Here is a 24,041-nt window from a genome sequence, read left to right as displayed (position 1 = left end):
GATGCATATAAAGGAGAAGCAGGCGACTGCTAATCTAGTGTATGAAAAGTAAATGGGATAACAACAGGTTCTTCAAAAGTTCAAATTAGAAAATTAGCCCTGTTGTTATCCTATTATCTTATGGATTTAAAATGTGGATAAGTTTTTTCTCAACTATTACATTTTGGGAGGACAGTGAAATTGAATAATTATATGAAACCTTCAAATAAGAGACTTGAAAATACATCAGATATTTTGGTAGGAGATATTAAATTTGCTGAAGAGTGCCATCTTATAAGTAAATTAAATCGTCCTAAACCTTATATATATTGTCCATTAATGATGACAAACAAACAGGAAAAATATTGATTAATAATCAGTGTAGTTAGGAGGGGGAAATATGTTTTATTATCGATTTTATGGCTTGAAAATTGCTAGTGAAGTTGCATTACCTGTAGGAGTAATCAATCATATTAATTTAGAGGAAGAAAAGGAGATTGATCTATTCTTTAAGATTGATAAAGAAAAGGTATTAGATTTACCATTTAAAGAGTTTGATGACTATGTTAATCAAGAGCACCATAGTAAACATACGTATGTAAATTGTTTAACTGGTAAATATGAAATCTTAGCAGATGGTAAGAGTGTAAACTTTATACGATTTACCTACTGTAGTTCAGAACAAGATATAGCAGCTTGTTTTGTTGGAATTGTCTTACCTTATATATTACAAGTTAGAGGAATTGTTCCTATACATGCTAGTGGAATAACTCATGAAGAAGGGGCCTGGGGATTTATGGCTGGTCCAGGAGTTGGGAAATCAACCATTCAAATTGCTTTAATGGAGAAAGGAATGCAATTCTTTACAGATGATGTGATGCCTCTTTCTATAGGAGAAGATGTAGTTTTAGTTCATCCAGGTTATGCAGCTTTAAAATTGGATGAAAGTTCTATTTCGATAGCCTCACAACAAACATTCATTAATGAAGATTCACTCGCTGAAGGGGCAACAAAACAAGTGTATTCATTAGACGAAACTAACGCATGTAAAGACACAAAAAAATTAAAAGGATTATTTCTACTTAAACCGTATAACGATTCTGTTGGTGATATTAAAGTAAAGCAATTACAAGGACATGAAAAACTGATTCATATACTTGCTAATACATTTACTTTAGGAATTATTAATCCAGAAACGACAATCCAGTATATGAGCACTTTTTCTTCTTCCATATTTAAAGAAATACCAGTATACAGTCTTGAATATCCAAAAGAGTTTTCATATTTAAATGAAGTGTGTGATCAAGTGATTCAAACAATAAAATTTGGAGATTTAGGTGGTGATCATAGTGTTGCATGAATTTACAGATAGTATAGCAAGCATGAATGCTATACCTGTTGGATTAGTTTTCTTAGTTGTTGCAATTCTTTTAGGGAATAAATATTTTAAATATCAAAAAGTTGTAAACCAATTGGAAGAGTATGAAAAAACGAAAATGAGGATAGATTCTGGAGAAAAAATGGTAGTTTTTATTATTGATTCATTTAAGTGTACTTCGTGCATGCAAATTTTTGCAAAGGTTAAAAATATTGTAGAGAAGGCAGGATTACCATTTGTAGCAATTGATTCTCGTTCACAACAAAGTTACGTATCACATTCTGACGTTCCTGCGTTACTTGTATTTCATGATGGACATAGTGTGAAGAACTTTGATCCGATGCAAGAAATACAAAAAACAGATTTAGGGCAATATGAATCTTTTATTAAAGAGGTGAAAAAAGAATGGAAGAATCTTTAAGTATTAGTTTGCAATATGCAATTCGTTTATTGAGTTTAATAGGGGCTATTGTTTATTTTAGAAGCTCGATTGGAAAATTGAAGGATGTATATGCGTTTAAAGTAATTATTGAAGATTATAAAGTATTTCCAAAGTTTATGATTCCTTTTATAACAATAATAGTACCAGCTATTGAGGTCGCGGTAGTAGTAGGGCTTTTTATCGGTGGATCTAACATTTTTACTGCTGCTTTAATTGGTGCGTGTATGCAATTTTGTTTCGCCTTGCTAATGGCGATCAAGGTTAATCAAGTACAACCGAATGGTTGTGGATGTTTTGGTCTTCATTCAGCGGAAAAAATCACGATGAAACATGTATCTCGAAATGTTGCGATGTTTGTTATGTTTGGTATTCTAGTTTTGTTTCCTGACACTTATCTCGTTTAAGGAGAGACGTATATGTTTAAAAGAATGAAAATTCAGAAAGAAGATATTTATGCAGTGAAATGGATTGTGAAAACAATTTCTAAGGAATGGAAAACAGCTTTAATTGTCTTACTCTGTATCGGGGTTACGAGTTTACTTGGGCCGTTATCACCGCTCGTTTTAAAAGAGATAATCGATCATGGTTTGCAAGGAAACAGTGAATACTCTTTAACGGTACTTTTAATGGCTTTTGCGTTATTGCCACTTTTATTTGGAATCGCGAATCTCTTATTACGGTACTTCTCAAGCTCCTTATCAGAGAAAACATCTAATATTTTGCAGTTAGAAATGTATAACCGAGTGATGGATAAATCAATGAATTTCTTCATTAGTAATAAGAGCGGTCAAGTTTTGCAGCGTGTTTTACAAGAGCCGGGAGAAGTGAATTCACATTTATCGACAATTACAACCCAATTTGCTTCGAAAATATTTTTACTAAGTACAACATTATTTACAATGTTTATGCTTAGTCCTAGTTTAACATTTACATCATTGTTATTTGTTCCCTTAATTTTATTACCCAGTCCATTTTTCTCTCGTTGGACAGTACCTATAAATGTTAAATCATGGAATTATAGGGCGGAATCTATATCTAAAATTCAAGAAACAATGAATATGAATGGGATTTTTTTAATAAAGACGCTTGGAACACAAGAGACAGAACGAAACCATTTTAAAAAAATTATTACATCTATCTCAAAATATAACATTTTTAGCACAACTCTGATGGAAGGAATGGGAGCATTGACTAGCTTTCTGGCTGTATTTGCACCTATAGCAGTATTTTGGGTAGCTAGTACAGAGGTAGCAAAAGGAGAAATTAGTATTGGAACGGTAGTGGCATTTTCTACTTACTTAGTGCAATTATCAGATCTAACACAAACATTGGCAGGTGTATGGACAAGAATACCTGTTTTTATGAAAGCATTAAAGCGGTTGTTAGAATTTAGAGACAGTGAAGATGAAATAAAGTTTCCAAAAAAAGGATATGAAGGAAAAGAGATAAAAGGTGAAGTTCAATTTGATAATGTAGATTTTCGTTATGATGAGCAATCTAAAGTTTTAAATAATATGTCATTTCAAATACAGGCTGGTCAAAAAATTGCACTTGTTGGAGAAAGTGGTGGAGGCAAAACAACTATAGCTAATTTGATGAGTAGGCTGTGTGAGCCTACCACGGGTGAAATTTTCATTGATGGAGTTAATATTAAACATTTTGATAGGGAAACTTTTACTCGCTTAATAAGCTATGTACCACAAGAACCATTCTTATTCCATATGTCTATTCGAGATAATATTGCTTATGGATGTGGAGATGTAACAGAAGAGGCAATTATGGATGCTGCTAAAAAGGCATATATCCATGACGCTATTATGGAAATGGAAGATCAGTATGACACAATCGTTGGAGAGAAGGGGTTTAGACTATCAACGGGGCAAAAGCAAAGAATAGCGATAGCGAGAATCTTTTTAAAAGATAGTAGAGTTGTCATCTTGGATGAGGTTACAGCTTCATTAGATGCCTTTTCGGAGAATGCAGTAAAGAAGGCAATTTTTAATATTTTAAAAGATAGAACGGCTATTATTATTGCACATCGTCTTTCAACGATTACGGAATGTGATAATATCTTTTTACTAGATCAAGGAACAATATATGAGCAAGGAAATTTTGATACATTGATGCAAATAGATGGGAAATTCAAAGCACTTTATAATAGTCAAAATGAGAGACATACTATAAAAGTAGGATAATGAGGAGGAAAAAGAATGATAACATATGTGAAGAAAGACAGTGTGATTTTTACTGAAGTAGATGGAGAGGCAGTATTATTAGATACGAAAGCAGGCACATATTTTGGACTCGATGAAATGGGGTCTTTTGTTTGGAAACAAATTGAGAATAAGTTAAGTGCGGATGAGATTATTGAATTAGTAAAAAATAATTATGAAATAGATAGCTCGCAGCTAGACATTGTAAAAAATGATATTGGGAGCTTTTTGAGTAAATTAGAAGAGAAATCATTAGTCTATCAAGGTGATCAAAAATGATGAAATATATCCAGATTATTTATGAAACGTTATTAGTAAATTATTATCTAAAAAAATATGAGTTTGGTTATATAACCGAATTATACAGTTCGAAATATGGGCAATTAAATCAAGAAGGGGACATGGAGAAAGAGAAGTTAACACGATTATTAAACAAAATTGATAAAGTATGCTTTTGGTTTTTCGGAAATGCCCAGTGTTTACATCGTTCCTTAATTGGTTTTAAGTTAGTACGTAAATGGGGACTTCCTGCTGAATTAGTAATAGGGGTTAAAAAATTTCCTTTTGGCTCACACGCTTGGTTAGAACATGATGGATCAGTTGTAAATGATATACAAACTGTAAAAGAATCTTATATTGAGGTATTAAGAATAGGAGGCCAAAAATGAGCGGAATTACTGGTGTGTATTATAAAGAAAACCTCATCCCGGATCGGGCTACTGTATTGCGTATGATAAATGAAAACTTAACGAGAGGGAATGACTACGTACAAGTATATGTAGAAGAACAAATTGGTTTTGGCTTTAATGCGCTTAATTTAACAACCGAATCAATGAGAGAACGACAACCTTTTTCTAAAGAAGGAATAACGATTATGGCCGATGCAAGGCTAGATCGTAGAGAACGATTAGTTAATGAATTTAATCAAAGTGGTATGCATTCTTCCATTCAAGAAACAGATGTGGAGCTGTTATGGAAGGCGTATAGAAAATGGGGAATCGATTTTCCAAAATATATTTATGGAGAATTTTCCTTTGCTATATGGGATGCCAATGTAAAAAGATTACTTTGTGGCCGAGATTATTTAGGATTTAGACCATTGTTTTATAAATGGAATGGTAAAAACCTAGAGTTTTCTAGCATGTTAGAAGGACTTATATATGGTACAAATCATTCATTGAAATGGGACAGAGAATATTTTATTGAATACATTACAGAACAAGGATTTGTTAGAACAGATAAGACTCCGTATGAGGGAGTTAAGAGACTGCCAGCAGCGCATATTTTAATCCTGCAGGAGGGACGTTTAGAAGTAAAGAAATATTGGGATATTGAGCAAATTAAAAACATTGAATATTCAGACTCGAAAAGTTATGAAGAACGTTTTCGTGAAATCTTTTTCCAAGCCGTGAAAGATTGTATGCGATCGAATTCACCAGTATCAGTTGCTATGAGTGGTGGACTAGATTCAACGAGTATTTTCTCAGCTGGACAGTTACTAAACGAAAAAAATAACAAAACAGAATTTTTCCCTGTATCCCTTGTTTTCGATAAATACGCTTCAGATGATGAAAGGAAGTACATTGAATTAATAAATAAAAAATACAATGTTCGCTCACGTGAAATTGTAGCAGATGATTTATGGAGTTTTAAAAACTTCCCATATGATGCACCATCTACAGCAGAGCCATTTGTAAATGCTTCTACTTTTGGAGTACAAGAAAGTTTATATGCGAAAGCGAAGGAAGCAAATTCAAATATAATGTTAACTGGAGCTGGGGGAGATGAAGTACTTTCTGGAAGTAACTTAGTAATTTCCGATTATATTTGGAATTTCAAATGGGGGAAGGCAATTAGAGATGTAAAACAATTAGCGTATTTAAGGGAAGAGCCATTCTTTAAAAATCTTCTTCAATATGGAATCCATCCATTATTCAAAAAAGTACAGATGAACGCTAGCCCTTGGCTAGCGAAAGATATTCAAGATGCTATGACGGTTAAGGGGATTGCACGAGGAAGACTAGCAAGAGGGAAACAAGAAAATCAAATCACAACGAATATTACTCCTTTTATCGATCAATATATCGCAGCTCCACTAGGAATGGAGGCAAGACATCCGTTTCTTGATAGAGAATTAGTAGAATTCTTAATTGCTATACCAATGGAGCAAAAATTACAAGGATCTATTAAAAAATTAATATTAAAAAATGCTATGAAAGAAATACTACCAGAACCAATTCGAAAGCGAATTGATAAAACAGCTCACTACTCTGTAATTTATTCTGGTTTACAACGTGAATGGCCAGAAATGGCTAAAGCATATAGTAAAGGATATTTAGCTGATCTCGGATTGGTTGATCATGAGGGATTCAAAAAAGATCTTCATTTATGGAGACAAGGAGAAACGAATAACGTTGACTATTTGTGGACAATTGCAACATTAGAGTTATGGTTTTATAGATTAGAAAATAAGAAACCTAAAAAGTTACATGGTTAAAAATTTTCTGTATAAAGTTGAGAAAGTATTTAATTCATATATTCTTATTATTTAAAAATGTATATTGTTAGTAGAGAGAGAAAAAATCTAAGGCGAAGGGGTATATGATATGAACATTATTGAGATTGAAGGACTAGAAAAATCATTTGACCTTGGTGATAGTGAAACAAAAGTTTTAAAAGGAATAGATTTTCAGATTCAAAAAGGGGACTTTGTCTGTATTATGGGGGCGAGTGGATCTGGTAAAACGACATTGTTGCAGTTACTCGGAGGATTAGATTTACCAACAAAGGGTAACATTCGGATAGAAAATACAGAAATATCATCATTAAAAGAAAAAGAGCTTGCGTTATTTCGGAGACATAAAATTGGCTTTATTTTTCAACAGTTCAATTTAATCCCAGTTTTTAATGCGGAAGAAAATGTTGGTTTACCATTATTATTAGATAATGTATCTCAAAAAAAAGCAACAGTTACAGCAAAGCGTTTACTTGAGATTGTCGGTTTAAAGGGAAAAGAAAAATATCTTCCGTCTCAGCTATCAGGTGGTCAGCAGCAACGTATTGCAATTGCAAGAGCTTTTGCGAATGAGCCGGCTATTATATTAGCCGATGAACCAACAGGGGCTTTAGATTCTGAAAATAGCAAAAATATTATTGCTGCTTTGCGAAATGCTTGTGATGAGTTAGGACAAACCGCTGTTGTTGTTACACATGATCCATTTGTTGCTGCTCATGCAGATAAGGTGATTTTCTTATTAGATGGTCAGATTATTTATGAGCATGCGGAAAGTAAGGGGTGGAAATTCCGTAATATCTCTCAACAAGTTGCTCGTATTCAAGAAATTATGAATACGCACTTTAAGGTAGGAGGTAGGGACGATGCATTGGGCAATTAAGTATGCAGCGAAATCAATTAAACAAAATTGGTTAAGAAATATGTTAATTGCGCTTGGAGCGGCTCTAGGTGTTATGTTGGCAACTATGCTATTGCTTGGAAATCAATCTGTAGAGCAAACAGTTCATCAACAAGTAGTAAGCCGTTATGGTGATTATGATATGCAATTTGGGTATGTGAAAAATGATGCATACTTAAATGATGGAGAACTAAAAAAAATCGATAGTTTAGAAAACGCTGAAAAAATATCGAAAATATTAATTCCATATCCAATGCCAAACCAGCCAGAGCTTACTGGAAAACCATCGTATTGGGGAGTTGAAAAAGATTCTCCGGACATGCTTTCTTATAAATTGGCAGAAGGAAGATATCCAGAACAAGGAGCAGAAGTTGCTATTACAAAAGGATATGCTGAGCGGGAGCATATAAAGGTAGGAGAGGAAATAAAGTTACCATTTCCTCCACACGGTGAAAAGTCAGTTAAAGTTGTTGGGGTATTAAATCCTCCAGCAATGGCAGCGATGGGACATAGTGCTTATTTCCCTATTCGTTGGCTACAAGATGAATTACAGTTAAATGGAAAGTTCAATCTTGTTCAAATAAAAGTGTTTGATCCGAGTGTAAAAGGAATAATAGCTTCTAATTTAAATAAGAAGCTGGAAGATGTGAAAATTGATCAACGTACATATGTAGATAAAGCATTTGAGCGATTAAATGTCATGAAACCATTAATATTTAGCCTTGGTGGAATTGCATTATTCGTTGTAGCACTTTTAATTATGGGAAGCTTTTTCTTATCCGTTCGTAGCAGATTTAAGCAATGGGCACTTCTAAGAGCGCTTGGCAGTAATCCGAACCAAGTTATTATGGTTGTACTATTAGAAGCATTGTTTATCGGAGGTATTGGTTCTTTGGCAGGGGTAATTTTAGGTGCTTCTACACATCAAGTTACCGCATCCTTTATAAATCAATGGGTGAATGCTGAAAGTACAGGGAACGAAGTATTTGCTATCTCAGGAACGCTTTTACTTATTACCTTTGTCCTAGGAATGATTATGTCAGTAGTAGGAGCAATCATTCCGGCGTTTATGGTAAGAAAGATTCCACCAGTTCAAGCATTAAGACCTGGACTTCCAAGTGATCAAAAGAAGGAAAGAAAATGGAGTATAATTAGTGTTTGTATTTTATTGATCGGTACGTTAATTGGTCTGGGTGGATCATTTATTGAAAAATATATAGGATTTAATCCTAGTGCAATTGGGGCAATCTTTTTTGCAATTGGCTTATTGTTTACAATACCTTTATTTATTCGCGTACTTACTCCAATTGTTTCTAAACCGTTTCAAGCTATATTTCGTGTTGAAACGGCTATTAGTAGCCGAAATGTAGTACGTTATCGTCAAAAAGCTGCTGTTTCAGTTGCAATATTGGCATTTGGATTCATGCTGTCTCTTGTAGGTACAATGTACGTGAATTCTATGTATGAAGGCATGAAGCAAGGACTAGAGAAGAATTTGCCGGCAGATTTAGTAATCCGTGTTCCTGTTGAGGTACAGGAAACAGAATCATTACCTTTCAGCTGGTTATCTAAAGTTCAAAAAGTTAACGGTATAAAAGAAAGCGTAGGAATAGCTCCAGATTCTACATCTAAGTTAATTGATTATAACTTTAAAAAGGCAAACCAAGAGTGGTATGAGTTTATGAAAACTCGTAAACTTGATTATGAATTAATGGAAGTTGCAGGAGTAGATATTGTTGCATTCCAAAAAATTACGAGAATGAATGTTGTATCTGGAAGAGAATTGAGTACTCCATTAAAAAATGGAGAAGGAGTTATCACAAAAGAAACTGCTAAAAATTTAGGAATTAAGCTGAATGAGACCATTTCTATACAAGCAAAGGGAAAACAAGTACAACAGATAAAAATTGTTTCGATTATTGAAAAGGATTTACGTCTAAAGGGATCATATGTATTTGTAAATGAACAATGGGCTCAGGGTGAATTTAATCTAAAAGGATATGAATCTATTCAAATAATGACTGATTCAAAGGTTCCTTTTGAGAAAATAAAAGAAGGGGTAAAGAGCATTACAGGTGGAAGAGATAATGTAGAAGTAATTAATAGTAATGATCTTTTACAAGAACAACAACAATTGTTGTCACAAATGGTTACTTTAATTCGCTTACTAGTGGGTATTATTTTTGTTATCTCAGGAATAGGTTTAATGAATGCAATTGTAGCAAGTCTACATGAAAGACGTGCTGAAATTAGTATGATTCGTGCAGTAGGTGCGATACCGAAGCAAATGAGGAGAATTGTATGGTTGGAAGGGACGCTACTTGGAGCTATAGCAGGAGTTATTGGAATTGGAGGGGGGTTAATTTTTAGTTATATTGTTTTATCAGGACTAGAATTAACTACCTTTATTATTCCGTATGATCAAATTATTTTCCTTGCTATTGCAAGTATTTTACTTGGAGCAGGTGCAGCGAGTATTGCAGCATTCCAACTTCGTCAATTTAAATTAAGCGATACGTTAAAAGAACTCTCTGCATAAAATAGGCTAATAATATTTTGTTTAGACCGTATTTCAAATACGGTCTTTTTTATTTTTCACAAATATGTAAATCATAGGTTCGCGTGATGAAAAGTGAGGAGGAAATATTACTCAATAAAGCATATCCTTAGTTAAATTTGATATGTAAATCTTTAATTTATTTGTATTTTTTTTATTGTATTTAACTTCTATTAATTAACCAACAAAAAGCTATAAATTAAAGTTAGAAAATGAATAGCGGGGGTGAAAAAATAATGGAAAAGAACGAAATAAAGGTACGTATAAAAGAAATTTTCCCGAAAATTATTGGAATAGAACAATTCTCTCAAAAAAGAAAATGCGAAATATCATATAACATTTTAAAAACGAATGAAGATCTAAGTGTAGTGAATTTTGAAAGACAACTTAATATTCATATTAATGTATTGGTTCAATTACTATATGGGGTTTTCAAAAAGATAGATTTTCAAAAAACGTTAATAGTTCCTACGATTGTAATTTTAGATTCTTTAACTGTTACGAATGTAAATGAGCCTGGAGTATATATCGTTGACTTTGAGGGAGAGAAACTGGTTCGTATTGATGACGTTAAAAATTTAGAGAAAGAAAAAAATCATAACGCCTCATTAGCGATTGGTTACGCTATACAGTTAAATAATCTAGTACATGTTAGTCCGGCAGATATAGATATGAGAATAGAAGAAGAGCTTATGTATATGATTCATAGAATGAATGAATTGTTAAACATTCACGGTGAATTAACATGTGATTTTGAAGAGAATACTGTAAAAGAGTCTGGGTTATACCATTATAATTTATCAGCAATTTTTTTATACCAATGGATTATAAATAAATAATATAATAAGAGGAGAATGAATGATGAATCCAATATTGAGTGAAAAAGAAAAAGAAGTAGCTATTCTGGTATCTAAAGGTATGAAGGATAAAGATATTGCTAAAACATTGTATATTAGCCGAAGACGAGTTGGCGAAATTATAGCATCTATTAAAGAAAAGTGGAATATTAATCATCGTGTGGAGATTGGGATTTGGGCATATTACCACGGGTGGATTACGATAAATACAGTTAATGAAGTACATGATGATTCTAATATATATGCAAAAGCAATAAATCGCATCCCGTTATTTAAACATACTGGTGGATTAATAAAAAAACTTACTTGATTTATAAAAATCAAGTAAGTTTTTTTATTTTAAATTCATATTTTAGAACAAAATAAGGCCTCCTTTATTATAAGGAGGCTCGTTGAAGTATAGATGTTAAATTGTATGAGGTTTTGAAATTTCAGTTGGGACAGCGGGAGAATGAGGCTTTGGTTGTAGTTCTGCTAAATGAAGTGTTTTTGTATGTGTTGTCGTTGAGTGATTTGAAAAATTGTATGAGCTAATACAAAGTAATCCAATCAATAAAAACATGATACAAGCTTTAATTTTTAACATTTTCTCTACCCCTTTGAGTTGTTTTGTTAATTAAAATATAAATCAAAGGGGTAGTTAAAAAGAATAAGTAAAAATTAGTTAAATTTAAATGCATTATTTACATAAAAAATAGCTCTTATTTTACAACGTAAGTTAATAGAGTTATTTTATATCAATGCAACAATTTAAAGCCGTTTTATAATATTTAGCAGATTGTTTATATGCCCTAATGTCGTAATAATAATCTCCCAATTCGGTAGCCAGTTGTTTTGTACGAACATATTGATTTTTATCTATACCTAACTGAATTGTATTTTGCATTTCTTTTTCGTAACTATAGTAATCGCCACGAGTCTTAAGTATTTGTGCTTTGTACATATAAATTTCAACTTGTATTGAGGAAATATCATAAGTTTCAACAATTTGTAGAGCGGTTGACATATATTTATCTACTTGCTCCCATTCTTTTAATTCTAAATAAATTTCAATGAGACTTCGCAAAGCATATATTTTATCCATATGTTGATGTAAGCTTTCATTAATCTCAAGTGTATTATTAAAATGGTGAATAGCTTTTTCGTACTCTTTTAGTCCTTGGAATACTCTTCCATAATTATATTCAACCATCGCTAATAGATTGGGATCATTAAGAGGTTTTATGTATTCTTCAGCTCTTTTTAAATATTTTAATGATTCTTCGTAGTTTCCGTCTAAATGATATTGAACGCATATTGTTATAAGAGTTTCTGTTATTCTTGAAGGGATATTCAATTTTTGATAAATATTATAAGCTTTTTTTGAATAGGCTAAGCTGACAGATTGACTATTAATAATACGTTGTTTTACTAGGCTCATATTGTAGTATAAGTCGGCGCGTTGTAGGGTTTCTTCAGAAGTCAATAATTTATCAGCCTGTACATAATGTTCATTTGCCTTAAGGAAATCTTGTATATAGTAAAAATAATTTCCACATGCTATGTAATAATATAAAAAATCGGAAGCGAATTGATTATTTGGACGACTTGGTATTAAATTTGTAGAATGATTGTAAATCGTTTGAGCTTTTTTAATTGATTCAGAGCGGACATAATAATGAACTAAGACACCAAAAATTTTTAAAAGTATAGAAGTTGGATGCATTTCGCGTGCGTGTAGTTCTAAAATAGAAACTTCATTTTCAGCTAATTCTTTTGTCTCTTTGTAGCGATCCGCAATATTAGATATTGTCTCTTCTGCACTATGCATATTTACCTTGATAAGGTGATTTACATCTATATCAAGTTTTTTTGCGACTTTTTGCAGGAAAGATTGAGAGGGCTTTATTTGACCATTTTCAATTCTGCTTAAATATGTAATAGAACATATGCCCTTCACTAGTTCTCCTTGTGTCATTTCACGATGTATTCGAATTTGTCGTATTCTTTCACCTAGTTTCAAAATGCCACCTCTGTTTCATGCTTTATACTATTTTAATTTCATAAATATAGATTTATCCTAAAAAATGGATATAGTTAATATAATAATCAAGAAATACAAATATATAAAGTGTTTATTAGCAAAAAAAAAGTTTTTCAACCTTTAATTACATGTAAAGTGATGTTTTTTTTTATTCACACCCCGCTTATACAAAGAACAAAGAAAACAAATAAAATGATGACAATACCAATGCCGAAGTTAAATACGAGAGTACTATCCATATATGTAGCCTCCTTGTTTGAAAGTAAAAAGCACTCTAGTTAAGGGTGCTTTTTTATTTTGAATCTACTTTATAACTTTTAGCAAGTGATTCATGTGTGTAATGATTTACATTATTTTATGTATTTATACTTTGAAATGAGTAAGTCCTTGTTGGATATAGAAAAAAAGACACTCTTTCGAGTGTCTTTTAATATGACAAAATGTGCCAATTGCTTGAGGTTGATAAGACGCTAATTTCCGTGTTAACGCCTTTTCTCTAATCAAGAAGTGTAGCAACAGCGATTCAAATAAATTGTACCACTTGTTTAATGGCTGTGCGTATGTAATTCTGCATATTGCAATTAGAGGGAAATGAGGCACGAAAAATGAATGAGTATATATAGAATATTTGATAAGGGGAGAGAAGGATGGATATACATAAGTTAACGGTAGAAGAAGCAAATGAGATAAATACGTGGACGTACGAAGAACCTTATAATTTGTATGATTTTTCAGGTGAGAAAGAAGTAATAGAAGAATTATTAGATGGGACGTATTACGGCTGTTGTGACGATAATGGGGAGTTTATCGGCTATTTTTGTTTTGGGGAAAATGCACAAGTGCCAGGGGGAAGAGATGCAAATTTATATGGTGGAGAAGAAGTAATTGATATCGGACTTGGCATGAAGCCAGTGTTAACAGGGAAAGGGCTGGGGAAAATGTTTTTTCAAGCTGGGATAGCCTTTGCTGTTAAAGAATATAAGCCGAAAACGTTTCGACTTAGTGTAGCGACATTTAATACAAGAGCGATTACGCTATATAAAAAAATAGGATTTCAACAAGGACCTATTTTTTTGAGCCGCGGAAGAGAATTTATGCTCATGGAATATGAAAGACCGTCAGTATGAAACTGACGGTCTTTCATATTTTATTATTCCGAATGCTCAGCTCTGTGTGCTAAACGGCTTGAAGCAGCGGCAGCAATTCCGCCAACGATATCATCAAGGAATGTGTGTACCTTTCCGGATGATTTATCATTTAAGTATTCTAAAATACCAGGTTTTAATTTATCGATATATCCAAAGTTCGTGAAACCGATAGAGCCGTACACATTAACGATAGAAAGTGCGATAACTTCATCAATTCCGTATAAGCCTTCATCACGTTTTACGATATCTTGTAACGGCTCACTTAACATTCCTTTTTCAGCAAGAACATCGAGTTCGATACCTGTAATTAGTGCATTTTGTACTTCACGTTTTGATAATACACGCTCAACGTTATAACGGCATTCTGACATCTCTAAATTTGGATGATATTTTTTTTGAAGAAAATGAACAAGCTCAGCAATATCGTCAATTGTTACACCACGTTCTTGTAATAGTTGTAATGCTCTTTCTTGTAGTTGATTTGATTCTTTCATGTTTATCACCTTTTTTTCTTTTTAGTATTTGTATACGTTTCGTTGCTTTATCATGTGCATAGGAATGAAAGGCGAGCACAAGCTCATATATATAAAGAAAAACCATAGGTGGCGACTGCGATGATTCATCATATTTATGAGCATTATCACATGCATGTTAAAGAATTAATCCCCCTTGGCCCCTATAAAAGCTTTTGGATTCGCAACAAAATTTATGTACTTGTTCCAATTGGAGAAATGGAGGAAGAAGTACTTGTAGAGATGAAAAAGCTCAGTGACTATATGAACCAGCAAGGGGATTTAACTGTAGCGACTTTCGTTCCGACTATACACGGCTACTATGTAAGTGAGATAGAAGAACAAAATTACTGTTTATTAAAAGGTATGCGTGCGTTAGAACGACATGCTACGTCATTAGGAAGTGAGCTTTCTATATTCCATAAACGAGGTGCATTCTTTCCAGAAGAAATTGAGCAATTAAGCCGCATTGGTGAATGGAAAGCGTTATGGGAAAAAAGGCTCGATCAATTAGAAAAGTTTTGGCAATCACAAGTGATGAACCACCCTACAGACGTATTCGATCAATTGTTTATTGAATCCTTCCCGTATTACTTAGGAGTTGCAGAAAATGCAATTCAATATGTTGTTGATACAGAAATGGATGATACGCCGCAATTATCTGATGCAGCAACAATTTGCCAAGAACGATTCACACCTTTATTATGGCATCAAACGAAGCGTCTCAAACTTCCTTTTGACTGGGTGTATGATCACCCAACTCGAGATATGGCAGAATTGATTCGCTATATGATGATAGAAAAAAAGAAAGACTGGGAGAAAACAATCGTTCAATTTGTTACAGATTACGAACGAAATTATTCACTATCCTCATTTGGTTGGCGCCTATTATTTGCAAGACTCTTGTTCCCGCTTCACTATTTTGAAACAGTAGAACGCTATTACCAAACTGGAAACGAAGAACAAAAAAGCATATATAGAGATCGCTTAGAAGCCATTTTACACGATGTGAACCGCTCTGAGCAATTTATGAAGCATTTTTATGGCTCACTTCGTTTACCCGTTGATAAGCTCGGGATTAGAAAATTAGATTGGTTATCTTAAAGGTATAAAAAAGAGACCGGGTGAGGTCTCTTTTTTATATACCACAATAGTATGTAATACATTATGCCCCTACCTGTTGATCTGCACATATATTTAAAACGAATTGATGCTTTTCGAGTTTTTCATTTACTTTACTCAATAATTCTTGCTGGATTTCTTTAAATAAAAATTGATAGCTCGCATTCCATGTTGGTATAACGGATGAAAGGTCTAATAAATACTCTTTTTTCTTTTCTAGTTCTTGAATTGTTAAAAAAGTGTTCCCCATTTTTGGCATGTGTCGTCCCCCTATGTTTTTTACTTTATATGTGTGAACGATTCACTATATAGTATCAATTATCGCATTTTTTGAGAAGGATTTCCAATTTTGTTTTATGATGTTAACGCATGAGTGATATTTGAATAAAAAAAGAGACCCATGGGGGTCTCTTTCTAGAAGGCGATTCTGAACGAGCCGCTTCCGCTTTTAGATTAGTATCTAGCTCCAGCGGCTAAAATGTTCGGTGGCTTCGCTTCTTCCGCCGAGGCAAAAAGCGCCTCTATGTCAGAAGCTCCATCCCCCTCACATTTTGAACGAGCCGCTTCTGCTTTTAGATTAAAATACTTGTTCTACTTCGATAACGCCTGGTACTTCTTCAAGTAATGCGCGCTCGATACCAGCTTTTAGTGTGATTGTAGAACTTGGGCAGCTTCCGCATGCACCCATAAGGCGTAATTTTACGATACCTTCTTCAATGTCTACTAATTCAACGTCTCCGCCATCGCGAAGTAAGAATGGACGTAATTTATCTAATACTTCTAGTACTTGTTCTTGCATATGTGGGTTTTCCATTTTTATCGACTCCTTTCATCAGTTTTATTATAATCAAGATAGAGGGGAAAATCTATTTTTTCTGTTCTTGTTTTATTGTCGAAATTTTTTATCATGTTTACAACGTGTTTTTTCAGTATAGGGGTATGGAATAAGTTTGTAAAATGATGTGCTTATGTAATAAGACATCTGAATATACTGTTGAAACAAGAAGTGGGGGAGAAGAAATGGTTAATGTGCAAGTATATGGGACGAAAGTAATTTGTGCGAGCTGCGTTGGAATGCCATCTTCAACAGAAACGTTTGAGTGGTTACAAGCGGCGATTGGTCGTAAATATGAAGGGCAAGAAAATAAATTTAATTTCGAGTATATTGATTTTCAAGAAGAACAAGAAGATGAAGATAAGAAAGCATTCGCAGAGCGAGTAGTGGAAGAAGATTTATTTTATCCAGTCGTTCTTGTAAATGGAGAAATTGTTGGAGAAGGAAATCCTCGTTTGAAGGATGTTTACGAAGAAATCGAGAAATATTTATAAAGCAGGAAGTCTTTGCGAATTTGCAAAGACTTTTTTTATTGGAGGGATAGATGTGGAGAATGTAGTAAAGTATGCGTTACCGAAAGAAGTAGAGCAGTTGATGGAGCAGTACATAGTAGGGTTAAAAGAAATTTTTTTAGATGAAAAAATAGTTGGCGTATATATTTACGGATCCATCGCACTTGGTGCATTTCATGCAGAAACGAGTGATGTTGATTTTGTCACGGTAATAAGTGATCCCGTGAATGAAGCTGAAAAACAGCAACTGGTAGAACTTCATAAGAAACTTAGTGGTAGTACGTTAGGTAAAAGAATGGATGGTATGTATATTCCGCTTGCTGATTTAGGAAAATACAATAATGAAATGAATGAGTACGTGTATTGTGCAGATGGTAAGGCGAATATAGGACATTGGGATATTAATGCAGTCACATGGTGGACATTGAAAAATCAAGGTATTACAGTGATCGGGAAAGCAGCAGAAGACCTTTCGTTCCAAATAAGGTGGGATGATGTAGTAAATACGATGAAATACAACGTAGAACAGTACTGGAGTGGGAAGGCGAAGCGGCCATATTTATTCTTTATAGAAGAATGGGTAGAATCAGCGGTCGTTACGATGGGGCGTATTTTATATACACTAGATCATAAAACAATCGTTTCAAAAGATAGAGGATTGCAATACTTGTTAGAACATTCAGCGGAAGAGTGGGAGCTTTTATTAAAAGAAGTAGCGAGAATACGGCAGAATCCAAAAGAAAAGCGAATGCTCTCAAGGTGGAGAAGGGCAGATATGACGAAGAGGTATTTGATGCACTTAATTGAGGCATGTAGAGAGAAATGGTAGGGAAGAAAAAGGACAATACAATTGTTTGTATTGTCCTTTTTTATATTTAATTTGGGATATAATGGTTAAGAAGGCTTAATTATACTGGAGGGATATGATGGACACGGAATTAGTTACATATAAAGAAAAGAATGTACAAATGAGTATGGTCGAAGTAATCAGTATGATAGTAATTATTTTTGGGGTCATGTATGGAATTGGTTTTTTGAACTTTTTATATGACTCCTCATTATATCCATGGTATGTAGACCGCCTTATTCCGCCTTTAACATTTCTAACTATTATTTTAATATATTCACCAGCAAGAAATTACTGTTTACAGTTAGTAAAATCAATACAGTTCAATAATGTTAAACATTATGTAACGATAGTAATGGCGATGGTCGTACTGCTTATATATCTTGCGGTATTAAATGTAGTTTTACCACATGGACTTGGTGTGGATGAACCTAATCTAGTAATAGAGCCTACTACAGTGAAATCATTTTATATGTAGCTGTACTCACTATTTTCGTACCGATTTGGGAGGAGCTTTTATTTCGGGGAATATTTTTCACAAAATTATCTCAGCGCTTTTCTACACTTACTAGTATTGTGATAAGTGCTTTTATATTTACTTTAGGTCACCCCCTTACAGTAGGTAGTATTTTATATATTTTTGGTATAGGTGTATGTTTAGCCTATACATATAAGAAAACAAATAATTTACTCGTTCCAATTGGGATTCATGTATTAAACAATTCATTCTATTTATTATTGAATTTTCAACTGTAAAAAGACACCTTTTTGAAAAGGGCGTCTTTCCTATTTTGTAGTAAGTAGAAAGGGCTTTACACGCATTGTGTAGAGGCAAGGTAATACAAAATATAAATAGTTTCATGTGAAACATTTTTATTATCAAATATGCAAAATGCTTAACTTAGTGTATTAAACCTATCATTCATAAGTATTTTAATATATTAAAAAGTAAAATAGAATAAGAAACGGATAATTGTCAGAATATATTCGATTTCCGTTCATTTTTATGAAATATATGTACTTTTTATTAGATTCCTTCTTTTTCTTTCTATAAAATACATGTATGTAGAAAGAAGAAAAGGATGATGTGCGTGAAGGGCACTGTTTTACAAGAAACAATTTCTCCGCAAGAGTTGCATAAAGTTGTTCAAAAGAATACAGCTTATTATGACTTTAAGTGGGGCAAAGTAGAAAATCCAGCGCAAGGGAATACGTGGAATTGGGTGGCCTTTTCTTCCCAACGTTTTGGTTAGCTTATCGTAAAATGTATAAGTTGTTTATTATACTTACGTTATTGGCGGTACCTAGTATCGTTGTAACTCCTTTTATAGATATTCCAGATGGAATTTATTTAACATGTAGTTTAGTTCTTCAGTTAGGAACGATGATATTTACTGGATGCAAGGAAATCGTTTATATTATAAGCACGCTGTTCGTGTATTACATAAGGGAGAAGATATGCCAGATCATGAGAAGGCATATTATTTACAATCAAAGGGCAGCGCTAGTTTTGCTGGTATGGTTGGTTTCCAGGTTATAGTTGGAATTGTATTTGGTGGAGCTATGTTTGGACTTTCCCTGTTGCCAACTGAGCCGAATATCAAAAATGTTGTTCGTTCAAGTGGTGAAGGTATTACTTTAGAGATTATGACGGATAATCCAACATGGAAGCTTGTGAAGAAAGAAAAAGATTATGACGTAGTAGAGTTTACTGGTTATGATTATATGGAGAAGAAAAACGTGAAAATTAAATTTGCTGTTTATTTTAGTGAAGACTATTTTGAATGGCAAGAAGTATATGAGAATAATAAGAAGTTAAGTGAAGATGAGCTAGAAGAGTTTCAATTTTACGTTGAGGAAAATGGTTGGGTATTCTAGTTAGAACTTGTTCATTTTGAAAAGGAGAATCTTGTGAAGGTTCTTCTTTTTTACTTGGAAACACCATACAAATTGAAATTTTGTAAAATACAATAAAAAATGAGAATTTGAGGTAGGCTTGTCAATAACGTGAGACTATGGCACTATAAAGAAATGCTATACAAATTTTATTTATCGAGATGTAAACATCAAATTTGATTTTTACGTATAAATAATGAACGGAGGAAATGAATTTATGGCTACTTTACCAAATTGTCCAAAATGTAATTCAGAATATACGTATGAGGATGGCGTTCTTTTCGTATGTCCAGAATGTGCTCATGAGTGGGGCCAAGAAGCAGAAGCTGAAAATAATGATGGTGCAAAAGTTGTAAAAGATGCGAACGGAAACGTTCTTCAAGATGGCGATGCTGTTACTGTTATTAAAGATTTAAAGGTAAAAGGAACGTCTTCAGTTGTGAAAATCGGTACGAAAGTAAAGAGTATCCGTCTAGTTGAAGGCGATCACGATATTGATTGCAAAATCGACGGTTTCGGAGCTATGAAGTTAAAATCACAATTCGTTAAGAAGGCGTAAGTAAAAAGAGGGGGCGAGTAGCCTCCTCTTTTTTATTGTCATTTTTTTGTCGGTAAGTCGATATATTGGAAAAATCGTTGATATAATTTCATTTACTGCGAACGGCGCATCATTTACCGAGCAAGAAGTATGATTTACTGCGCAGTATAGTCAACCTCTTTCAACTGACACCGTTTATTAAAGAATGTTTTATAACCAAGCTGTAAAAAGATAATGACAGCAAAAGCGGTACTTCCTGAAATACCAAGTATGATAGCAATTTGATATTGAATGGCTGTAAATGGTGATACACCAGCTAAGATTTGCCCGGTCATCATGCCCGGTAAGCTTATAATCCCCATTCCGACCATAGAATTGATCGTTGGTAAAATGGCAGAGTCAAAAGCGTCGCGTATGAGTGGAGCAGTTGCTTCTTTCGGTGTTGCGCCTAGCATAAGTGCCCCTTCAATTTGACCTCTTTGCGATTTCATATTGTTTAAGAACGTATTGGCACCAAGAGAAACACCTGTCATGGCATTACCAACTAACATGCCTGTAATCGGAACGATATATTGCGGCGCATACCATGGGTCGTGCCCAATAATAACAAAAATAAATAGTAGAAGTGGCCCAATTGATCCGGCAACCATAGAAAGGGCGGCTACTCGTTTTAATTCTTTAGACATTGGGATGTTAACTCGTTTATAAATATTAAAAATTGCAAAGGTAGTAATAGAAGTAATGAGAGCAATTGTATAAAATGGGTTACTATTTTCAAATACGTATGTTAGGACGTAAGCAACGAGTACGAGCTGAATTGTCATACGGAACGTTGCGAGCGCAATTTGTTTTTCGCGAGGTATCCCTTTTAATTTCACGAGCCCGATTAAAATAAGAATGAAAATATATGCAGCGGCAAGTTGCCAAATTTGGAGTTCAATAACGCCCTTCAACTGAGAGCACTTCCTTTCTAGTTGCACCGTTTGCTTTATTAATCTCAATAATATCGTCCGCAATTTCTTCTGGAAGTTGTTGTGAGTGTGTGATGAAGATAACTGTTTTTTTCTTTTCTCTTGCCAGCGTAGTAAATTGCTTCATAACGCGTCTTTCTGTATCGCTATCTAACGCTGAAGTTGGTTCATCTAATAAATAGACAGGTGGATCCATAAGTACAATACGTGCAAAAGAAAGTCGTTGTTTTTCCCCGCCCGATAATGAATTAGCGTTGTCTTCTAAATTTTTTTCTAAGCTAACAGTCGTTAATGCGCTTCGCAGGGCATCATCATTTGGAAATGGTTTTTCAGAAAGACGAAGTCCCATTAATAGATTGTCTTTAATCGTGCCATCAAAAATAGGTGGAGTTTGCCCAAGCATGACTACGTCACGTCGTAATTGAATAGGGGGATAATCAGAAATTAGTTTTCCATTATATTCAATTGTACCGGATGTTGGAGATTGTAAATCATTTAGCATGCGGAGCAATGTACTTTTTCCGCTCCCGCTTTCACCGATAATACATGTGATTTTTTCTTTTTGAATCTGTAAATAAGGAATACTTAGTATATCTTTATATGTAATGTCTTTTAATATAAACATAAATTGCTCCTTTCTGATTCTAGTTATATCGTATCAAAAAAGAGAGAGAAATAGAAAAATAAGGTTATAAAGAGCACCGTTTCTTTTTTGTTTTAATCTCTAGTAACAAGTTAAGTAAGCGATCCAATTCTTGGCTGAAAGAAATTACTTTATCATGAGTGAATCCGTACTTTTCAACAAGATAGATCAATTCTTTCTTCTTCATTTCTATTCGATCGTTTAGTTTCGTTACATTCATAAGTGAATTGTAATGCCTCCTAAAAAAGTATGTATTACATAAAAAATAAGACCGAATGAATTCGGTCTTAAAGGAAATAATAAAACAACTTATAAATAGCATACACTTTTCATCCGTAGTTTTTAATATGAAAATGAAAAATAAAACATGATTCATGTTGAGAAAAATATGTCTGATAATTATTTTTTATGAATACAAAGAGGCTGTCTACTATGTAGACAGCCTTTAAAATATTAACCTTTATGATATTTGTACATCCAAAGAAGACCAGATTTCAATAATCTCGGTACACGCCCCATTAATGGCTGATTTGCTAGTAAACCAAAGCCGTGCTTCTTACCAAGAGAGCCGAGAACACCTTTTAATTTAATTACAGGTAGTTCATCAGGAAGTGATTCATTATTCCAACGTTTTAATAATATTTGGACAATTTGTTCTCCTTGACCTTCAGCAAGCTGAGCAGATGGTGCATGTGGAAGTGCTGCACAATCTCCTACAACGTAAACGTGCTCGTTATTTGGAATATTGTGATATTTTGTTAAAACAACCCGTCCGCTACCATCTTGTTCAACTGGAAGGTTTCGAACAACTTCATTTGCTTGAATACCAGCCGTCCAGACGATTGCATCACATTCAAGTGGTTCATCGTGGTTGTACACAATATTTGGTTCTACTTTTGTAATGTTAGAGTTTCGTATAATGTTAACTTTATGCTTTACAAACCATTCTTCTACATATCTACTTAATTTCTCTGGATATGGGAATAAAATTCTATCTTTTCGATCAAATAAATAGATTTTTAAATCAGAACGGCTTTCGCGAAGTTCACTTGCTACTTCAACGCCACTTAAGCCAGCACCAACAACAGCAACTGTTGCATTCGGTTCTAGGCTATTTAATTGTTCATATGTCTTACGTGTTTGTTCAATCGATTGTAGACTGTGTGTATATTCCTTTGCTCCAGGAACGTTATGATATTTATCTTCACAGCCAAGTCCGATAATTAAATCATCATATTGGATTGCTTCGCCGCCATCAAGATGAACAGCTTTTTCTTCGAGATCAATATTTGTTATTGTGCCGTATTGAATATTAAGGCGTGGGTGCTCAGGAAACGGTATGCGAATATGCGTTTCTGAAATTGTACCCGCTACTAATGCATAATATTCAGTTTTGAAACAATGGTATGGTACTTTGTCGATTAATGTCACTTGTACATCATCCGGAAGTTGGTTGCTTGGAAGTAGCCGTTGCAGAATTCTCATTCCACCGTAGCCGCCACCTAGTATTACGAGGTGTTTCATGATGGATTACCCCTTTTCTGTTGAAATATCCCCTAATCACACAATTTTATATTAATAAAATATTTCGACTTTACTCAATCAAATTATATCGAATTTGTGAACAAATAACAATGCATGAATGAATACTCTGTTGTACAATAAGAAGAAAAGTAAAGTAAACTGTTTTCATTTTTTAGTTACTATTTCATTATGAATAGCATGTTATATAGAATAGAGCCATCTACTTTGAAGTGAAATAGTGAAGTAACTAAATAGTTTAGAATGTATAACGAAAACAACAAGAGAAAACTTCGTTTTCTTCTTAATAGATAAAGCCAGAAAGTAATTTGTTTTGTAGTACAGGGGGGAGAATTTTGATTAAACCATTAATTGAATTTTGTGTAGGTAACCTTGCGAGTGGCTCACAAGCAGCTTTAGAGAAATTAGAAAAAGATCCGAATTTAGATGTAATGGAGTATGGCTGTTTAGGATATTGTGGTATTTGTTTTGAAGGACCATTTGCTCTTGTAAATGGTGAAGTCGTACAAGGTGCTACAGTAGAAGAACTTGTCAATAATGTATATGAGTATTTGGATGAAAATCCAATGTTTTAAGGTGTTGCAATCAGCAGCACCTTTTTCTTTTTCCATTA

At 33.7% G+C, this 24,041-nt stretch carries 27 protein-coding genes and 2 pseudogenes; 20 read left to right on the top strand and 9 right to left on the bottom strand.

From position 1 onward, the window contains the following. Window positions 1-180 precede the first annotated feature (180 nt). The 12 genes from DN390_RS30935 to DN390_RS29250 all read left to right on the top strand — a co-directional run bounded on the left by DN390_RS30935 (window position 181) and on the right by DN390_RS29250 (window position 11,149). Window positions 181-348: a hypothetical protein gene (locus DN390_RS30935; protein ID WP_170955065.1), complete on the top strand. Its 168-nt coding sequence runs from the start codon at window positions 181-183 to the stop codon at window positions 346-348. Window positions 349-379: 31 nt separating this feature from the next. Next, entirely contained in the window at window positions 380-1,339 is a 960-nt protein-coding gene (locus DN390_RS29300) for a hypothetical protein (RefSeq protein ID WP_098265695.1), read from the top strand. Beyond that, entirely contained in the window at window positions 1,329-1,778 is a 450-nt protein-coding gene (locus DN390_RS29295) for a hypothetical protein (RefSeq protein ID WP_147809217.1), read from the top strand. The genes DN390_RS29300 and DN390_RS29295 overlap by 11 nt, the downstream gene beginning before the upstream one ends. Further along, window positions 1,763-2,203, top strand: a complete 441-nt coding sequence (locus DN390_RS29290; RefSeq protein WP_088326892.1) for a MauE/DoxX family redox-associated membrane protein — start codon at window positions 1,763-1,765, stop codon at window positions 2,201-2,203. The genes DN390_RS29295 and DN390_RS29290 overlap by 16 nt, the downstream gene beginning before the upstream one ends. A gap of 12 nt (window positions 2,204-2,215) precedes the next feature. Continuing rightward, the gene (locus tag DN390_RS29285; RefSeq protein WP_147809216.1) at window positions 2,216-3,994 is read left to right on the top strand and encodes an ABC transporter ATP-binding protein; all 1,779 of its coding nucleotides are present in this window, start codon (window positions 2,216-2,218) and stop codon (window positions 3,992-3,994) included. Window positions 3,995-4,009: 15 nt separating this feature from the next. Then, window positions 4,010-4,291, top strand: coding sequence for a PqqD family protein (locus DN390_RS29280; RefSeq protein ID WP_097950965.1), 282 nt, complete (start codon window positions 4,010-4,012; stop codon window positions 4,289-4,291). Next, window positions 4,288-4,680 (top strand): lasso peptide biosynthesis B2 protein, encoded by a 393-nt coding sequence (locus tag DN390_RS29275; RefSeq protein WP_147809215.1) that lies wholly within the window; start codon window positions 4,288-4,290, stop codon window positions 4,678-4,680. Before DN390_RS29280 ends, DN390_RS29275 begins: the two co-directional genes overlap by 4 nt. Beyond that, window positions 4,677-6,509: an asparagine synthetase B family protein gene (locus tag DN390_RS29270; protein ID WP_098265694.1), complete on the top strand. Its 1,833-nt coding sequence runs from the start codon at window positions 4,677-4,679 to the stop codon at window positions 6,507-6,509. The genes DN390_RS29275 and DN390_RS29270 overlap by 4 nt, the downstream gene beginning before the upstream one ends. A gap of 109 nt (window positions 6,510-6,618) precedes the next feature. Next, window positions 6,619-7,407, top strand: a complete 789-nt coding sequence (locus tag DN390_RS29265; RefSeq protein WP_071737378.1) for an ABC transporter ATP-binding protein — start codon at window positions 6,619-6,621, stop codon at window positions 7,405-7,407. Further along, window positions 7,391-9,964 (top strand): FtsX-like permease family protein, encoded by a 2,574-nt coding sequence (locus tag DN390_RS29260; protein WP_147809214.1) that lies wholly within the window; start codon window positions 7,391-7,393, stop codon window positions 9,962-9,964. The genes DN390_RS29265 and DN390_RS29260 overlap by 17 nt, the downstream gene beginning before the upstream one ends. A gap of 254 nt (window positions 9,965-10,218) precedes the next feature. After that, window positions 10,219-10,821 (top strand): hypothetical protein, encoded by a 603-nt coding sequence (locus DN390_RS29255; protein ID WP_147809213.1) that lies wholly within the window; start codon window positions 10,219-10,221, stop codon window positions 10,819-10,821. A 22-nt stretch (window positions 10,822-10,843) separates the two neighbouring features. Then, window positions 10,844-11,149, top strand: coding sequence for a response regulator transcription factor (locus DN390_RS29250; RefSeq protein ID WP_147809212.1), 306 nt, complete (start codon window positions 10,844-10,846; stop codon window positions 11,147-11,149). A 96-nt stretch (window positions 11,150-11,245) separates the two neighbouring features. Here the strand turns inward: DN390_RS29250 and DN390_RS29245 are convergent, their stop codons facing one another. Both DN390_RS29245 and DN390_RS29240 read right to left on the bottom strand, forming a co-directional pair. Next, window positions 11,246-11,425: a hypothetical protein gene (locus DN390_RS29245; protein ID WP_071737381.1), complete on the bottom strand. Its 180-nt coding sequence runs from the start codon at window positions 11,423-11,425 to the stop codon at window positions 11,246-11,248. A 141-nt stretch (window positions 11,426-11,566) separates the two neighbouring features. Beyond that, window positions 11,567-12,841, bottom strand: coding sequence for a helix-turn-helix domain-containing protein (locus tag DN390_RS29240; RefSeq protein ID WP_071737382.1), 1,275 nt, complete (start codon window positions 12,839-12,841; stop codon window positions 11,567-11,569). A 668-nt stretch (window positions 12,842-13,509) separates the two neighbouring features. Here DN390_RS29240 and DN390_RS29230 point away from each other — a divergent pair. Next, complete coding sequence (locus tag DN390_RS29230) at window positions 13,510-13,989, top strand: GNAT family N-acetyltransferase (RefSeq protein WP_147809211.1); 480 nt, start codon at window positions 13,510-13,512, stop codon at window positions 13,987-13,989. Window positions 13,990-14,012: 23 nt separating this feature from the next. On the opposite strand, the gene DN390_RS29225 is transcribed toward DN390_RS29230, so the two are convergent. Further along, window positions 14,013-14,504, bottom strand: a complete 492-nt coding sequence (locus DN390_RS29225; protein ID WP_087959426.1) for a phosphatidylglycerophosphatase A family protein — start codon at window positions 14,502-14,504, stop codon at window positions 14,013-14,015. Between the two features lie 120 nt (window positions 14,505-14,624). Here DN390_RS29225 and yutH point away from each other — a divergent pair, with 120 nt between their 5' ends. Next, complete coding sequence (gene yutH, locus DN390_RS29220) at window positions 14,625-15,626, top strand: spore coat putative kinase YutH (protein ID WP_147809210.1); 1,002 nt, start codon at window positions 14,625-14,627, stop codon at window positions 15,624-15,626. A gap of 61 nt (window positions 15,627-15,687) precedes the next feature. On the opposite strand, the gene DN390_RS29215 is transcribed toward yutH, so the two are convergent. Together DN390_RS29215 and DN390_RS29210 are read right to left on the bottom strand one after the other, a co-directional pair. Continuing rightward, window positions 15,688-15,903 (bottom strand): hypothetical protein, encoded by a 216-nt coding sequence (locus DN390_RS29215; RefSeq protein WP_016136920.1) that lies wholly within the window; start codon window positions 15,901-15,903, stop codon window positions 15,688-15,690. Window positions 15,904-16,221: 318 nt separating this feature from the next. Next, a complete protein-coding gene (locus tag DN390_RS29210; RefSeq protein WP_000431159.1) occupies window positions 16,222-16,458 on the bottom strand; it encodes a NifU family protein in 237 nt (78 codons plus the stop codon). Between the two features lie 206 nt (window positions 16,459-16,664). Between DN390_RS29210 and DN390_RS29205 the strand changes: the two genes are divergently transcribed. The 5 genes and pseudogenes from DN390_RS29205 to phnA all read left to right on the top strand — a co-directional run bounded on the left by DN390_RS29205 (window position 16,665) and on the right by phnA (window position 20,293). Next, complete coding sequence (locus DN390_RS29205; RefSeq protein WP_000248590.1) at window positions 16,665-16,973, top strand: YuzD family protein; 309 nt, start codon at window positions 16,665-16,667, stop codon at window positions 16,971-16,973. Between the two features lie 52 nt (window positions 16,974-17,025). Beyond that, on the top strand, window positions 17,026-17,820 hold the full coding sequence (locus DN390_RS29200) for a nucleotidyltransferase domain-containing protein (protein WP_147809209.1): 795 nt from the start codon (window positions 17,026-17,028) through the stop codon (window positions 17,818-17,820). A 97-nt stretch (window positions 17,821-17,917) separates the two neighbouring features. After that, window positions 17,918-18,594 (top strand): annotated as a pseudogene (locus tag DN390_RS29195) (lysostaphin resistance A-like protein). 329 nt (window positions 18,595-18,923) lie between these two features. Then, window positions 18,924-19,716 (top strand): annotated as a pseudogene (locus DN390_RS29190) (DUF2628 domain-containing protein). Window positions 19,717-19,951: 235 nt separating this feature from the next. Next, complete coding sequence (gene phnA, locus DN390_RS29185) at window positions 19,952-20,293, top strand: alkylphosphonate utilization operon protein PhnA (protein ID WP_002174031.1); 342 nt, start codon at window positions 19,952-19,954, stop codon at window positions 20,291-20,293. 134 nt (window positions 20,294-20,427) lie between these two features. On the opposite strand, the gene DN390_RS29180 is transcribed toward phnA, so the two are convergent. From DN390_RS29180 to DN390_RS29165, 4 genes are all read right to left on the bottom strand, one after another. Continuing rightward, window positions 20,428-21,225 (bottom strand): ABC transporter permease, encoded by a 798-nt coding sequence (locus tag DN390_RS29180; protein ID WP_147809208.1) that lies wholly within the window; start codon window positions 21,223-21,225, stop codon window positions 20,428-20,430. Then, the gene (locus DN390_RS29175) at window positions 21,209-21,868 is read right to left on the bottom strand and encodes an ABC transporter ATP-binding protein (RefSeq protein ID WP_147809207.1); all 660 of its coding nucleotides are present in this window, start codon (window positions 21,866-21,868) and stop codon (window positions 21,209-21,211) included. The genes DN390_RS29180 and DN390_RS29175 overlap by 17 nt, the downstream gene beginning before the upstream one ends. Window positions 21,869-21,932: 64 nt before the next feature. Next, complete coding sequence (locus tag DN390_RS29170; RefSeq protein ID WP_060632744.1) at window positions 21,933-22,106, bottom strand: aspartyl-phosphate phosphatase Spo0E family protein; 174 nt, start codon at window positions 22,104-22,106, stop codon at window positions 21,933-21,935. Between the two features lie 233 nt (window positions 22,107-22,339). After that, a complete protein-coding gene (locus DN390_RS29165; protein ID WP_060632743.1) occupies window positions 22,340-23,410 on the bottom strand; it encodes an NAD(P)/FAD-dependent oxidoreductase in 1,071 nt (356 codons plus the stop codon). A gap of 353 nt (window positions 23,411-23,763) precedes the next feature. On the opposite strand from DN390_RS29165, the gene DN390_RS29160 reads away from it, so the two are divergent. After that, on the top strand, window positions 23,764-24,003 hold the full coding sequence (locus tag DN390_RS29160; protein ID WP_000595026.1) for a YuzB family protein: 240 nt from the start codon (window positions 23,764-23,766) through the stop codon (window positions 24,001-24,003). Window positions 24,004-24,041: the final 38 nt, after the last annotated feature.

It is taken from the genome of Bacillus sp. SH7-1 (assembly GCF_008042405.1).
Taxonomy (GTDB): domain Bacteria; phylum Bacillota; class Bacilli; order Bacillales; family Bacillaceae_G; genus Bacillus_A; species Bacillus_A thuringiensis_N.
This window is presented reverse-complemented; position numbering and strand designations above follow the sequence as displayed.

Coding starts and splice junctions, on each gene's coding strand:
- DN390_RS29270 (WP_098265694.1), top strand. CDS start 4,677: ATGAGCGGAATTACTGGTGTGTATTATAAAGAAAACCTCATCCCGGAT.
- DN390_RS29175 (WP_147809207.1), bottom strand. CDS start 21,868: ATGTTTATATTAAAAGACATTACATATAAAGATATACTAAGTATTCCT.
- DN390_RS29265 (WP_071737378.1), top strand. CDS start 6,619: ATGAACATTATTGAGATTGAAGGACTAGAAAAATCATTTGACCTTGGT.
- DN390_RS29275 (WP_147809215.1), top strand. CDS start 4,288: ATGATGAAATATATCCAGATTATTTATGAAACGTTATTAGTAAATTAT.
- DN390_RS29250 (WP_147809212.1), top strand. CDS start 10,844: ATGAATCCAATATTGAGTGAAAAAGAAAAAGAAGTAGCTATTCTGGTA.
- DN390_RS29170 (WP_060632744.1), bottom strand. CDS start 22,106: ATGAATGTAACGAAACTAAACGATCGAATAGAAATGAAGAAGAAAGAA.
- DN390_RS29260 (WP_147809214.1), top strand. CDS start 7,391: ATGCATTGGGCAATTAAGTATGCAGCGAAATCAATTAAACAAAATTGG.
- yutH (WP_147809210.1), top strand. CDS start 14,625: ATGATTCATCATATTTATGAGCATTATCACATGCATGTTAAAGAATTA.
- DN390_RS29205 (WP_000248590.1), top strand. CDS start 16,665: ATGGTTAATGTGCAAGTATATGGGACGAAAGTAATTTGTGCGAGCTGC.
- DN390_RS29215 (WP_016136920.1), bottom strand. CDS start 15,903: ATGCCAAAAATGGGGAACACTTTTTTAACAATTCAAGAACTAGAAAAG.
- DN390_RS29245 (WP_071737381.1), bottom strand. CDS start 11,425: ATGTTAAAAATTAAAGCTTGTATCATGTTTTTATTGATTGGATTACTT.
- DN390_RS29300 (WP_098265695.1), top strand. CDS start 380: ATGTTTTATTATCGATTTTATGGCTTGAAAATTGCTAGTGAAGTTGCA.
- DN390_RS29225 (WP_087959426.1), bottom strand. CDS start 14,504: ATGAAAGAATCAAATCAACTACAAGAAAGAGCATTACAACTATTACAA.
- DN390_RS29280 (WP_097950965.1), top strand. CDS start 4,010: ATGATAACATATGTGAAGAAAGACAGTGTGATTTTTACTGAAGTAGAT.
- DN390_RS29285 (WP_147809216.1), top strand. CDS start 2,216: ATGTTTAAAAGAATGAAAATTCAGAAAGAAGATATTTATGCAGTGAAA.
- DN390_RS29230 (WP_147809211.1), top strand. CDS start 13,510: ATGGATATACATAAGTTAACGGTAGAAGAAGCAAATGAGATAAATACG.
- DN390_RS29165 (WP_060632743.1), bottom strand. CDS start 23,410: ATGAAACACCTCGTAATACTAGGTGGCGGCTACGGTGGAATGAGAATT.
- DN390_RS29210 (WP_000431159.1), bottom strand. CDS start 16,458: ATGGAAAACCCACATATGCAAGAACAAGTACTAGAAGTATTAGATAAA.
- phnA (WP_002174031.1), top strand. CDS start 19,952: ATGGCTACTTTACCAAATTGTCCAAAATGTAATTCAGAATATACGTAT.
- DN390_RS29290 (WP_088326892.1), top strand. CDS start 1,763: ATGGAAGAATCTTTAAGTATTAGTTTGCAATATGCAATTCGTTTATTG.
- DN390_RS29255 (WP_147809213.1), top strand. CDS start 10,219: ATGGAAAAGAACGAAATAAAGGTACGTATAAAAGAAATTTTCCCGAAA.